Here is a 12,222-nt window from a genome sequence, read left to right on the forward strand (position 1 = left end):
TGCAAGGTCTGAAGCCATCCGAGCCGAAGGAGCCGCTCCATGTCTGTGCGTCCTGCCGTGCATCTGGCCATACCCGTGGATGACCTGGATGCCGCGCGCCGGTTCTACGGAGGCGTCCTCGGGCTTGCCGAGGGACGTTCCACCGGCCAATGGGTCGATTGGGACCTGCACGGCCATCAGCTGGTGACCCATGTGGTCCCCGGTGGCCCCGTGTCCACCGGGACCAGCACGGTCGACGGGCAGGCGGTGCCGATTCCGCACTTCGGGCTGCTGCTGTCGACCGGGGGCTTCCACGAGCTCGCCGACCGGCTCCGTGCGGCGGGCACCGACTTCGTCATCGAGCCCTGCCTTCGCTTCCGGGGCGAGCCGGCGGAGCAGTGGACGATGTTCCTCCACGATCCGGCCGGCAACGCGCTGGAGTTCAAGGCGTTCCATGACGAGTCGAAGGTGTTCGCGCGATGAGGCGAGTGCTGGTCACAGGGGCGTCGCGGGGCATCGGTCGTGCCGTGGCCCACGCCTTCGCCGAGCGTGGCGACCGCGTGGGGGTGCACTACGCGACCGGCCTCGCGGATGCCGAGGACACCGTGCGCCACTTGCCCGGCTCCGGCCATTGTCTGCTCGGCGGCGATCTCGGTGAGCCACCAGCGGCGCAGGACATCGTCGAGAGGGCCGTGCGGACGCTGGGCGGGGTCGATGTGCTGGTCAACAACGCCGCCATCGCGCCGTCCGCCGAGAACCGGCACTCCGTGGCCGACGTGTCCTACCCGGACTGGCAGCGGATCTGGCACCGCATGATCGACGTCAATCTGCTCGGCGCGGCGAACATGACCTACTGCGTCGCCCGGCATCTCATCGACCGCGGCGCGACCGGAAGCATCGTCAACATCGGTTCCCGCGGCGCCTTCCGGGGCGAGCCCGACTTCCCCGCGTACGGCGCGAGCAAGGCCGCGCTGCACGCTTTCGGGCAGTCGATGGCCGTCACGCTGGCGCCGCACGGGATCGCGGTGGCGTCCGTGGCCCCCGGGTTCGTCGCGACCGAACGGCAGGCCCCCAAGATGGCCGGTCCCGCCGGGGACGAGCTACGGGGCCAGAGCCCGTTCGGGCGGGTCGGGACGCCCGAGGAGGTCGCCGCCGCCGTGCTCTACCTGGCCTCACCGGAAGCCGCGTGGTCCTCCGGAGCGGTGCTCGACCTCAACGGCGCGTCCTACCTCCGGACCTGAACAGCACATCCGTCAGGCGCCCTGGACGAGGGCGACGGCGAGCAGCGCGAAGGCGAGCACGATGACGCCCACGCGAACCCAGTGAAACCGGTCCCACCGTCCCACCTGCTGCTTCCAGTCCGCGGGCACGCCCTCGCGCGACCAGGTCGCGACGCGCGAATTGATCGGCACGAGCAGGATGATCGACATCACCACGCGCAGCACGAGCAGGAGCGTGTCGGGCTCCTCGTGGGCGCGGTGGGGTACTACGCCTGCACCAAGCTGTTCTCCGGCCGACGGCCCCGGCCGGTCGCGCCAGCGCGGGAGCAGTCCCCGCCCTCCGGCACCGATCCGGCCCCTGTCCGACCAGCGCTGACCACCCACTCGCGGGCCGTGATCGCGACCCGCACCGCCGGCCCTGGGGCATCTCAGACGGCGCGACCGCGTCAGCACCCGGTCGCTCCCGGACCGGTCAGGAGCCGACGGCCGCCATGCCCGTCGGGCGTGCGGAAAGCAGCGCCAGGCAGTTCTCCCACAGGGCTTCGAGGTGCTGGGTGTTGTTGTAGAGCTTGGCGAACAACACCTGGCCCTCGAGCTGAGCGACGACCGACCGGGCGGCGTCACGGGTGTCGCCGACAGTGACCTCCCCGCGCTCCCGGGCTTCGGCGATGACCGTATCGACCATCTCCACCTGGGCGTCGAAGATCTGCTGAAGGCGTGCACGGATGGGCTCGGTCTGATTGCTCAGTTCCAGGGTGAGGTTGCCGAACATGCACCCGGAGACCGTTCCGCAGCTCTGCTGGCCCGCACGCAGACCGGCCTGGGTCTGCTCGAACAACCGGCGCAGCCGCGACAGCGGCTCCGCGTCGTCCTGCAGGGCTCGGGCCCAGTCGCCGCGCTGCGCGTGCCAGTGCTCGTCGAGGACGGCCAGGGCAAGCGCCTCCTTCGACTCGAAGAAGTAGTAGAAGCTGCCCTTGGGAACGTCGGCCGCCTTGCAGATCTCGGCGACGCCCAGCGCCGAGTAGCCACGCAGTTCGATGAGCGAGTGCGCGGCGTCGAGGATCTTCTCCTTCGCATCACTGGTACGTCCCATGGCGGTAAGTGTACGACCGATCGTCTATACCGAGGACCCGCAGCCCCCGGGCGCCCCGCCGGGCACCCGCGGGTCGGTCTGCCCCCTTGGATCCATGCCGGTGGTTGCAGCTAGACGACCGGTCGACTAATCTTTAGCCGATCGGTCGACTATCGGCCGCATGCACCGTATCCCCCTGAAAGCGGAGCGTCACTGTGACCACCCCCGTCAAGCTCGCCGTCGTCTACTACTCGTCCACCGGCACCATCACCGAGATCGCCAAGGAGCTCCGCGACGCCGGCACCAAGGCCGGCGCGGAGGTACGCCTGCTCAAGGTCGCCGAACTCGCCCCCCGGGCGGCCATCGACTCCAACCCCGCCTGGGCCGCCAACCACGCCGCCACCGCCGATATCCCCGAGGCCACCCCCGACGACATCGAATGGGCCGACGCCGTCCTCTTCGGCACCCCCACCCGATTCGGCAACGTCTCTGCGCAGCTCAAGCAGTTCATCGACACGCTCGGCGGCCTCTGGGCCCAGGGCAAGCTGGCCGACAAGGTCTACAGCGGCTTCGTCTCCAGCGCCACCGCCCACGCCGGCCAGGAATCCACCCTCCTCGCCCTCTACAACTCCATCCACCACTTCGGCGGCATCACCGTCAGCCCCGGCTTCACCGACCCGGCCAAGTTCACCGACGGCAACCCCTACGGCACCTCCCACGTCGACGCCCAGGGCACCAACCCCGTCGACGACACCACCCGCACCGCCGCCCGCATCCAGGCCGAGCGCGCGGTCAGGATGGCCACCGCACTCAAGACCGCTGCCTGATCAGACCGCTGGACAACAAGCCCGTCGGCGCGGCCCCGCCTCGTCACCCGGTGGTGACCGGCACCGGCCGGCCATACCCCCATCCGGAAGCGATGCGGGCCGCCCGGCGCCGCAGGCACACACCGGCGCCCTCACAGACGGTTCCGATCCACCGCCCCGAAACCCCCCTACCTCACGGAGAGGAACATGACCATGAAGGAGTTCCTGGTCGAGCTCACCACCACCGTGCCCGAGGGCACCGACCCCGCCGAGGTCAGCCGACGCCGCGCGGACGAATCCGTCCGGGCGAAGGAGCTCGCCTCCGCCGGCCGCTTGGTCCGGCTGTGGCGCCCGGTGGGCGAGCTTCGCAGCATCGGTGTGTGGCGCGCCGACAGCGAGGCGGATCTGCGCGCAAAGGTGCTGGGGACCCTGCCCCTGTGGCCCTGGATGACCGCGGTGGTCACCGCCGTACAGCCGCACCCCAACGACCCGGGCCCCACCGGCCATATCGTCTGATCCAGCCTCCGCTGCTGTGTCCCCGGGTATCTCCGCCGGCGGAACCGACCCGCTACAGCGCCGGCACCAGCGGGTGAATTGCCTGTGGCGGAGAGGAACTTGATGCGTATTGAGGCATCCATCCCGTTGCGCTGAGCGGCGTTTCATGGCCTGTTCCATAGGCCGATACGGTCGGATTTATGGAGTGGAATTTTCAGACGGCCGAAAAACTCGCGGCTGCCTTGCGTGCCGGTGAAGTGACCTCGGCGGAACTGACCGACCAGGCGATCGCCCGTATCGAGCGGGACGACAAGGCGATCAACGCGATCTGTGTGCCGGACTTCGACCGTGCGCGGGCCGCCGCGCGCGGTGCCGACCAGGCGCGCGCTCGTGGTGAGGTCCGGCCGCTGCTCGGTATTCCGGTGACGGTCAAGGAGTCCTACAACATGGCTGGGCTGCCCACGAACTGGGGCATGCCGCAGCACCGGGACTATGTGCCGGCCGAGGACGCGGTACAGGTGTCGCGGCTCAAGGCCGCGGGCGCGGTGGTGCTGGGTAAGACCAATGTGCCCTTGGGGCTGCAAGATATCCAGAGCTTCAACGAGATCTACGGCACCACTAACAATCCGTGGGATCACGATCGCACGCCGGGCGGATCCTCCGGCGGATCAGCGGCGGCCCTGGCGTCCGGATTCTGCGCGCTGTCCATCGGCTCCGACCTCGCCGGTTCGCTGCGCACCCCCGCGCATTTCTGCGGCATCTATGCGCACAAGCCGACACTCGGACTGGCGGCAACCCGCGGCATGGTCGCGCCGACGGCACCCCCATTGCCGGTCGACCTCGACCTCGCCGTCGTCGGTCCGATGGCGCGCACTGCCCGCGACCTCATGCTCCTGCTCGATGTCATGGGCGGACCGGACCCGCTGACGCTCGGCAAGGCGCACGACTTGACGCTGCCGCCCGCGCGCCACGAGCGGCTCGGCGACTTCCGGGTCCTGGTCCTCGACGAGCATCCGCTCATTCCGACCGGGTCCGCTGTGCGGGCGGGCGTGAACCGGGTGGCCGACGCGCTCGTCGGTGCCGGTGCCCGCGTCGAACGGCACAGTGGGCTGCTGCCCGATCTGACCGAAGCCGCGGTGCTCTACACGCAGTTGCTGTTTTCGAGCCAGGTCGCACGTTTCCCCGTCGAAGCGTACGAGCAGCTGCGGACCAGCGCCGCCGCACTGAGCGCGGACGACCAGAGTCTCGATGCGACACGACTGCGCAGCATGGTGTTCAGCCACCACGACTGGATCGCGGCGAACGGCCGTCGCGAGCTCCACCGCCACGGCTGGCGGCAGCTCTTCGCCGAGTTCGACGCCGTGGTGTGTCCCATCACGCCCACTCCCGCGTTCCCGCACGACCACAACCCCGATCCGAGGAGCCGCCGGCTCGACATCGACGGCGTCGAGTACCCGTACTTCGACCAGCTCGTCTGGGCCGGTCTGGCCACCATGCCCGGCCTACCCGCCACCGCCATACCAGCGGGCCGGTCCCCCGAGGGCCTGCCGGTGGGAGTGCAGCTCATCGGCCCGATGTTCGAGGACCGCACCCCGCTGCGACTGGCCGAACTGCTCGAGCAGAAGATCGGCGGCTTCCAGGCACCGAAGTAGGGCGTCCTACCGGGTGTCCGCGACTCCGGCCCAGGTCCACCTGTGTGGGATAGCCGGGTCACGGCTATGTGTTCCGGCTACCCCCGCACACATGTAACCGGGCTTTTCAGTTGGCCACCCGTAGGTGCCGTCGTTCGGCCAGTTCCTCCGGGCCGACCACGGTCAGAACCGGGGTACCGGGCGGCGCGAACATGGTCACCACCAGCTGCGACTGGGCATCCGGAAGGTTATTGGCGCCCTGGTAGTGGATCACGTCTCCGCCGGGCTCGAACAGGGCGTCACCGGCCTTGAGGACCCGGGGCGCCTCCCCCTCCAGCTCGAAGAGGATCTCGCCCTCGGTCACGTAGCCATAAAGCGGTCCTGGGTGCCGGTGCGGCGGCGCGCCGGGGTCACCGGGCGCCAGCGTGACCCGGACGGTCCTGGCCTCGGCGCCGGCCGGGATCCGGTCCGCCGCCTCCGGCAGGGTCGTGATCACCTCAACGCCTGGTGGCAGGTGTGCGTGCTCAGCGCTCATGTGTTCCTCCAAACAGGGTCTGTCCATAGAAAGGACAAGATGGCCTCCCTGTTTGTGACAGCCCCGCCTCCGCTCTTCGAGAAGTCCGACGAAGGACGAGGCGACGAGGGCGACAGCGTGGTCGTCGTCGTGGGCCAGTTGACGCAGGACCTCCTGCACGGTGGTTCCCGACAGCTCGACCAGCGCCTGGGCCAGGCGTATCCGCGTCGCGGAGTCCGCGGTGGGGGCGGCGAGTTCGTCGACCAGTGCGGTCATGATCCGGTCCGCGCGCTCGGGGTCCTGGGACAGCGTTCCCAGGACCTCTGCCGCGTCGACATCGTTGGAGCCCTCGACCACCATGCCGACGAGAGTCGGCACGGCCGAGGTCTCGCCACGCCTGCCCAACGCCAGAGCGGCCTGTCTGCGCACCGTCGGGTCCGGGTCCCCGAGCGCGTCCGCAAGCGCCGCGGTCGCGCCCGGGGCCTCGGACATCTCGGCGATCGCCAGCACCGCGCGCCGCCGGATGTCGACGTCCTCCGCGTGCACACCGGCGGCCAGCGTCGCCACGCCGTCGCCGCCCGATCGGGCGAGCGCCCAGCGCAGGGCGCCCGCGACGTTGGGGTCGGATTCGGCCAGGACCGCCCCGGCCAGCAGCTCGGCGGGAACCGACACGTCCCCCGGCCGGGCCAGGACGGCCTGCTGCCTGCGTGCGGCGCTGGTCGAGTTGAGCCCCTGCATGAGTTCGACGATGCGCAGGACGTCCGGCCAGCCGGTGGGCGCCGACGCATCGATCGCGCGGAGCCGCTCGAGCAGCTCCGCTTCCCGCGCCAAGCGGTCTTCCGTCCATTGGATGAGGTCGCTGACCAGGGCGGACGGGGTGAAGGCCGGGTCGTCCAGCGCGCGCCCGATCTGCTTGAGCGAGAGCCCGAGGGACCGCAGGCTCTCCACGTGGAAGATCCTGCGGACGTCCTCGGCGGAGTACTCGCGGTAGCCGCCGACGGTGCGACCGGTCGGTCGCACGAGCCCGAGGGCGTCGTAGTGCCGGAGCATCCGGGCGCTCACCCCCGAGTGACGGGCCACATCGCCGATCAGCAATCCTCGATCTCCGCAGTCTTCGCGGACGCCGCGGCAGCGGCTCCTTCCGGGCCGAGTGTGGCGACTCGCTTCGCCTCGTCGATCGCCGCGTCGAAGCCGGTCTCCGGGTTCTGCCGGAGCAGCTCGGTGGCACGGGCGTGCGTGGCCACCTCCGGGTCGTCGTTCGCCGCGGCCCGCTCCAGGGCGGGCTCGGTCACATCGCCGAGGTCGACCAGGGCCCGGCTCAGGCTGAGCCGCACATCGCGGTCGCCGCGGCCGAGTTGCGTGACCAGTTCGTCGACCAGGTCCTCCTTCTCGGCCTGGGGTACGAGGACGACCGCGACGCGCCACGCGGTCCGCGCGACCTCGTCGTGGGCGTCGCGCAGCAGGTCGCGGGTGATCCAGGCCCACGCGCCCTTGTCGCCGATCTTGGAGAGTGTGTGCAACGCCTGGCTGCGGGCCTGAGCTCGCTCGGAGTCGAGTTCCTGGCGAATCCGGGGCAGGGTGATCTCCGGTGAGAAGCGGGTCAGCGCCCAGGACAGCATGTCCCGTACGAAGAAGTCCGGCTCGACCGCGCACCGCTCGACGAGCGTTTCCAGGAAGCCGGGATCGGGATTCGAGCCGACCGCCAGGGCCGCCTGAAGCCGGACCGACGAGTCCTGGGCGCTCAGGGCGTTGGCCACGCGGGTGTTCTGCGGGGTTCCGATTGTCGCGTTGATCGGGGCCACCTCCTGCACCCAGGGCACACGTTATCACCGTGTCAAGGTCAAGCCCGTGACCGGCGGATCAGAAGATCCGCCGGTCACGGGCCGAAACCGGTACACCCTGTGGAACGCTCAGTCGCGCGATGCGGATGCGGAGGACCGGTTCGCCGAGCCGTTGATCACGAACTGCGAGCCGGGCTCCTTCACCACGTCGCCCTCGGCCGAGTTGGTGATCGTCACGTTCGTCAGCGTGGCGCTGCCACGCGCCCCGCTCATCGCGAGGATCCCGGACCCGTTGGTGGACTTGTCGATGGTGACGTTCTCGATCCGGACGCCGGGCATCGTGCCGCCGCCCGTCTTGAACTGGATGCCGTCGTAAGTGGAGTCGTGGATGTCGGTGTCGCGGATCGTGACCCCCGGGATGTCCTGCCCCTGGGCGAACAGGGTGATCGCGCCGAACTCCTGCGCCTCGCCCCAGAACGCGCCGCCCGTGCGGTACAGGCCGTTGTTGGCTATGAGCGTCTGGCCCGAGAAGGGCAGCGGGTCGTGGTCCGTGGCCAGCATGATCCCCGGGTAGTTCATGGTGTCGGAGATCAGGTTGTTCTCGATCGTGTTGCCGTAGCCGCCGTAGACCGCGATGCCGTTGGCCCGCCAGGGCAGTTGGATCGTGTTGTTGCGGAAGTGGTTGTCGTGGCCGATGTCCGTCGAGGTGTCCTTCACGTACTTGTTGGCCCAGACGGCGAGTGAGTCGTCGCCGGTGTTGCGGAAGGAGGAGTTGTAGACGGATGAGTTGCGGGTGCCGTTGGTGAAGTTGACGCCGTCGGCGTAGGTGTTGCGGATTCGTACGCCGCTGAATTCGAGGCCGTCACCGGGCCCCCACAGCTCGGGGATGTTGGAGTAGTCGCGGCCGACCCAGGCGCCGACGTTGGCGTGCTCGAGCCACACGTTGGTGATCTTGGTGTTCTTGCCGAAGCGGCCATTGAGCCCGACACCGCCCTCGGCGCCGCCGTCGCCGCCGCGGATGGTCCCGGAGCCGAAGATGGCAATGTCGGAGATCTTGGTGTTGTCGTCGATGTCGAAGCCGAAGTTGCCCTCGTGGGGGTGGTTGATGCCGCCCGCTTCCTGGGGCGGGATGAGCGAATAGAGCTGGGAGTGCCACATCCCGGCACCGCGGATGGTGACGTCCCGGATACCCATCTGGTTGTACTGACCGTGATCCTGCGGGTCGTCGGTCAGGATCTTCTTCTCCTGGCGCCACTGGCCCGCGGGGATCCACACGCAGGGGATCTGGCCTTCCTGGTCCGCCGTGACGGCGCGCTGGATGGCGTCCGCGTCGTCGATGCCGTCGTTGGGCACGGCCCCGTAGTCGGTGATGGAGACGCAGTCGGCGGGCTTGGTGGCCGGTGCCGCGACCTGCTCCAGGTCGACCAGGTCGATGATGTAGAAGGCCGCGTCGTCACCGGCATCCCGCTGGAGCCGGAACTTCGTATCCATCGGGTAGGAGTCGGTGAGCAGGGCGTGGGACTCGTCGAACAGTCGCCGGGCGTCGCCGCCGGGCCGATTGGTCAGGCCCTCGGGGTCGTCGGTCGTGCCGTAGAGCCAGCTGTGCTTGGAGGACAGGGTGAGTTTGCGGACGAACTTCCCGTCCGCGTAGAGGCTGATGGTCGCTTCCTTGCCGCCACCGGCTGCCGCGTCCGGGATGGAGTTGCGGACGACGATCGAGTTGGACGGCGTGGTGGAGGTGAACTCCACGTACTGACCGGTGGTGTCCAGCCGGACCGATTCGCGCCCGGAGGACTCGGTTGCGAAGTTGGTGTGTCCGAAGGTGCGCTTGGCGTCCGTCTTCAGCAAGGTCCCGTCGTACCGGCCGTCCTCCGCCTCGTACTCGGTGTACGGCACGGCGGCGCCGCGTCCGACCACGAGGGAGCGGGCGAAGGTGTTGTTGTCCTCGTTGGTCTCGGCGACGGTGCCGGTGGCATCGGCCGTCGCGGTGAGCGTCGCTCCCCCGTTGGTGGCGGTCCAGTCGCCGCTGATGGCCACGGTGGCGGTGCCACCGGCCGGGATGGCGCCCGCCGTGCCGTTCAGCGTGGTCTCACCGACGGTGAGCCGGGTGACCGAACCGGCGGGCACCGCGCTCGTGCCCCTGTTGTGCACCGCGACGGTGAAGGTGACCTTGGCGCCGACGGCCGGACTGGAGGGGTTCGTGGTGATGCCGGTGACCTCCAGGTCCGGCCCGGGGGCCTGGCCGACGACCAGCTTCGTGGCCGCGTTGCGGCTGTTGTTGGTGTTGTCGAGCTCGGCGACCGTGTCGGTCGGGTCGACGACGGCGGAGACGGTGTAGCTGCCCATGGCCCGCTTGCCGACCTTGACCGGCACCTTCAGCGACGCGCCCGGCGCGAGCGCGTCGACGGCGCCGCTGCCGGCGACCGCGCCCTCGAGGCTGACGTTCACCGTGGTCGCGGGTGCGGCCACCGGCCCGGTGTTGCGGACCGTCGCCTCGACGGTGACCGCGTCGGTCTCGGAGGGGGACTCGGGCGACCAGGAGAGATCGGTGACGGTCAGGTCAGGGGCGGGTGCGGCCGCGCCGACGACCTCGAACTCGGCGACCTGTCCCCCGCCGGCGCCGGTGTTGCCGAAGAACTGCAGGCGTACGTCCGCGTATCGGCCCGTGACCGGGATGGTCACCGTGTTCTTGTTCTGCGACGGGTTGAAGGTGTAGTCGGCCCGGCCCTTGAGCGAGGTGAAACCGGACTCCCCGGCCGGCCGCCCCAGCACCTGAATGCTCTGCGACCGGGTGCTCCAGACGGGATCGGGGTTCAGCTTGACGACGACGCCGGTCAGATCGGCGTCTGCGCCGAGCTTCGCGGTCAGCGTCGAGGACTGGCCGCTCGCCTCCCAGTAGGTGGCGGTGCTGCCGTCGTTGGCGTTGCTCGCCACGTAGTTCTGGGCGGTCGACGACGCCTCGATCGGCTTGCGCAGGGCCAGGTTGGTGCCCGCGGGCGGGTCCCCGGGGTCCTCCCCGCCGGCCTCCCCGCGCACCTCCACCTCGGAGAGCTGGGCGGCGTTCCAGCCCGTGTTGCCGGTCACCTGTACGCGCACGTATCGCGCCTCGGCCGTGACGTCGAGCGCCACGGTGTTGCCGGACGACGGCGAGAAGTCCTTGCGCGCGTCGGCGACCACGGTGGTGAAGTTCTGGCCGTCGGCGCTGGCCTGGACTCTCACGCCCTCGGTGCGGGACTCCCACGAGGCGGGGAGCTTCAGGACCACCTCGTCGATGTCCGCCTTGTTCCCGAGGTCGACCTGCACCCACTGCGGGAACGAGCCCGCGGGACCCTCCCAGTACGAGGACTGGCTGCCGTCGGTGACATTGCTCGCCGGGTAGGAGCCGTGTGCCCCACTGGCCGTCACCGGCCTGCCCAGCGCCAGGTTCGCTCCCTCTGCGGCATGGGCTGCCACGGGCAGCAGCCCGACCGTGAGCAGACCCGCCGTCACAAGCCCGGCGGCTAACCGCCGACCGTGTTGTCTTCTTCTCATGAGGCCCTCTCGATCCCTTCCCCTGAGCGCTCGCAACCGGCCCCGCCACCCGCCGCCCACAGACGCGCAGGATTTCTCGGGGCAGGGAGCACGCAGGCATGAGGGAGCGGTGCGCCTGGTGGACGATGACGGTATTCAGCGGGCCCGGACGATGTCGCGGTGAAGAAGCCGAGCCAGCCGCAGTGCAAGAGTTGAGTAATTTCGTCTATCTTTTGCAGTGCCTTGACGACAGATTTCTACTGCCCATCGACTTTGTCAACGGCCCGGTACAGCGCAGCACTTGGGGACGGCGTGCTCCAGTCGGCCACTGAGCCCGTTCAGTTGGCCGCCGTCATGGTGAGCGTCGCGTCCCCGGAGGCGGCGGCTACTCCTGCCACGTCCCGTCGCGCATGATGGCTCTCCCGCGTAGTTCCGGCTCGCCACGCCAGGCGAGCACCGTCTTCGGCACCACGCGGACGTACAGAAAGGGACCCTCCTCCGTGCGAGGGTCCCACCCGAACTTGGTGGTGAACGCCTCCGCCGCGTCTGCGGGGACCTCCTGATCCGGGAAGCGCTCCGCCTCCCCTTGGAGCAGCACCACATCGAAGGTGTCCGGCAGTGCCAGGCGCACGCGCGGCTCCTCGCGGAGGTTCCGCGCCGTCACCGAAGTGGCGCTGGTGCACATCCAAACGGCCTGCCCATCCCACAGGAACCACAGCGGCACCTGGTGCGGTCCGCGCTCAGGATGCCCCGTCGACACCCATATATCCCGCTCGGTGACGAGCCGGTCCAGTGTGTCGCGCCTTCGCTCCGCCGCCTGGCGACGAACGTTTCCCGTGGTCTGCATGGGAACCGACGCTAGCCAGCGGACTCACAGCGCGCATGAGGCACGGGACCTACGACCAGCGACCGGTTGATGGGCCGAGACTCGGCACGGTCGACACCGATGTCGGATTCCTGCCGGAACATGGCCTCCGGGCCGGCGAGGAACCCGGCCACGCCACGTCGTCGGGCCGGCCACCGGCCGAGGACCACCGCGATCGCGAACCGCTCGTCCCACGACGCGGTGGCCGGCACCTCCACCGGGCGAGCGCACGTCGCGCTGATTCCCTCGCGGATCCGCCGCCGCACCCGCGCCCCGCCGGTGGCCCTCGGCGCGGGCACGGTCCGGTGCCACACCCATGCCAGCAGGGCCAGATGCGGCGCATAGGGAG

11 protein-coding genes and 2 pseudogenes are annotated in these 12,222 nt (G+C 69.7%); 5 read left to right on the forward strand and 8 right to left on the reverse strand.

The genetic code is table 11. The features are described 5' to 3' along the window. Nucleotides 1-39 precede the first annotated feature (39 nt). Both ACFYOY_RS46030 and ACFYOY_RS46035 read left to right on the forward strand, forming a co-directional pair. A complete protein-coding gene (locus tag ACFYOY_RS46030; protein ID WP_351887376.1) occupies nucleotides 40-462 on the forward strand; it encodes a VOC family protein in 423 nt (140 codons plus the stop codon). After that, nucleotides 459-1,220 (forward strand): SDR family oxidoreductase, encoded by a 762-nt coding sequence (locus tag ACFYOY_RS46035; RefSeq protein WP_351887373.1) that lies wholly within the window; start codon nucleotides 459-461, stop codon nucleotides 1,218-1,220. The genes ACFYOY_RS46030 and ACFYOY_RS46035 overlap by 4 nt, the downstream gene beginning before the upstream one ends. A gap of 12 nt (nucleotides 1,221-1,232) precedes the next feature. Here ACFYOY_RS46035 and ACFYOY_RS46040 read toward each other — a convergent pair. Both ACFYOY_RS46040 and ACFYOY_RS46045 read right to left on the reverse strand, forming a co-directional pair. Beyond that, nucleotides 1,233-1,433 (reverse strand): annotated as a pseudogene (locus ACFYOY_RS46040) (anthrone oxygenase family protein); the annotation flags it as partial. Between the two features lie 238 nt (nucleotides 1,434-1,671). Next, on the reverse strand, nucleotides 1,672-2,292 hold the full coding sequence (locus tag ACFYOY_RS46045) for a TetR/AcrR family transcriptional regulator (protein ID WP_351887370.1): 621 nt from the start codon (nucleotides 2,290-2,292) through the stop codon (nucleotides 1,672-1,674). A gap of 194 nt (nucleotides 2,293-2,486) precedes the next feature. Between ACFYOY_RS46045 and wrbA the strand changes: the two genes are divergently transcribed. The 3 genes from wrbA to ACFYOY_RS46060 all read left to right on the forward strand — a co-directional run bounded on the left by wrbA (nucleotide 2,487) and on the right by ACFYOY_RS46060 (nucleotide 5,224). Then, a complete protein-coding gene (wrbA, locus tag ACFYOY_RS46050; protein WP_351887367.1) occupies nucleotides 2,487-3,098 on the forward strand; it encodes an NAD(P)H:quinone oxidoreductase in 612 nt (203 codons plus the stop codon). A gap of 192 nt (nucleotides 3,099-3,290) precedes the next feature. Next, nucleotides 3,291-3,593 (forward strand): muconolactone Delta-isomerase family protein, encoded by a 303-nt coding sequence (locus ACFYOY_RS46055; RefSeq protein ID WP_351888014.1) that lies wholly within the window; start codon nucleotides 3,291-3,293, stop codon nucleotides 3,591-3,593. 179 nt (nucleotides 3,594-3,772) lie between these two features. Further along, nucleotides 3,773-5,224 (forward strand): amidase, encoded by a 1,452-nt coding sequence (locus ACFYOY_RS46060; RefSeq protein ID WP_388593896.1) that lies wholly within the window; start codon nucleotides 3,773-3,775, stop codon nucleotides 5,222-5,224. Between the two features lie 106 nt (nucleotides 5,225-5,330). On the opposite strand, the gene ACFYOY_RS46065 is transcribed toward ACFYOY_RS46060, so the two are convergent. The 6 genes and pseudogenes from ACFYOY_RS46065 to ACFYOY_RS46090 form a co-directional block, all read right to left on the reverse strand. Next, complete coding sequence (locus ACFYOY_RS46065) at nucleotides 5,331-5,765, reverse strand: cupin domain-containing protein (protein WP_388593905.1); 435 nt, start codon at nucleotides 5,763-5,765, stop codon at nucleotides 5,331-5,333. A gap of 42 nt (nucleotides 5,766-5,807) precedes the next feature. Then, nucleotides 5,808-6,812 (reverse strand): annotated as a pseudogene (locus tag ACFYOY_RS46070) (HEAT repeat domain-containing protein); the annotation flags it as partial. Further along, nucleotides 6,806-7,528, reverse strand: coding sequence for a HEAT repeat domain-containing protein (locus ACFYOY_RS46075; protein ID WP_388593908.1), 723 nt, complete (start codon nucleotides 7,526-7,528; stop codon nucleotides 6,806-6,808). The pseudogene ACFYOY_RS46070 and the gene ACFYOY_RS46075, both read right to left, overlap by 7 nt. 99 nt (nucleotides 7,529-7,627) lie before the next feature. Beyond that, nucleotides 7,628-11,029, reverse strand: a complete 3,402-nt coding sequence (locus tag ACFYOY_RS46080; RefSeq protein ID WP_388593898.1) for a CARDB domain-containing protein — start codon at nucleotides 11,027-11,029, stop codon at nucleotides 7,628-7,630. A gap of 364 nt (nucleotides 11,030-11,393) precedes the next feature. Beyond that, nucleotides 11,394-11,855, reverse strand: a complete 462-nt coding sequence (locus ACFYOY_RS46085; RefSeq protein WP_388593900.1) for a pyridoxamine 5'-phosphate oxidase family protein — start codon at nucleotides 11,853-11,855, stop codon at nucleotides 11,394-11,396. A gap of 11 nt (nucleotides 11,856-11,866) precedes the next feature. Beyond that, on the reverse strand, nucleotides 11,867-12,222 hold a 356-nt coding region (locus ACFYOY_RS46090; protein ID WP_388593902.1), incomplete at its 5' end, for a hypothetical protein.

The organism is Streptomyces sp. NPDC007875 (assembly GCF_042868035.1).
Classification (GTDB): domain Bacteria; phylum Actinomycetota; class Actinomycetes; order Streptomycetales; family Streptomycetaceae; genus Streptomyces; species Streptomyces antimycoticus.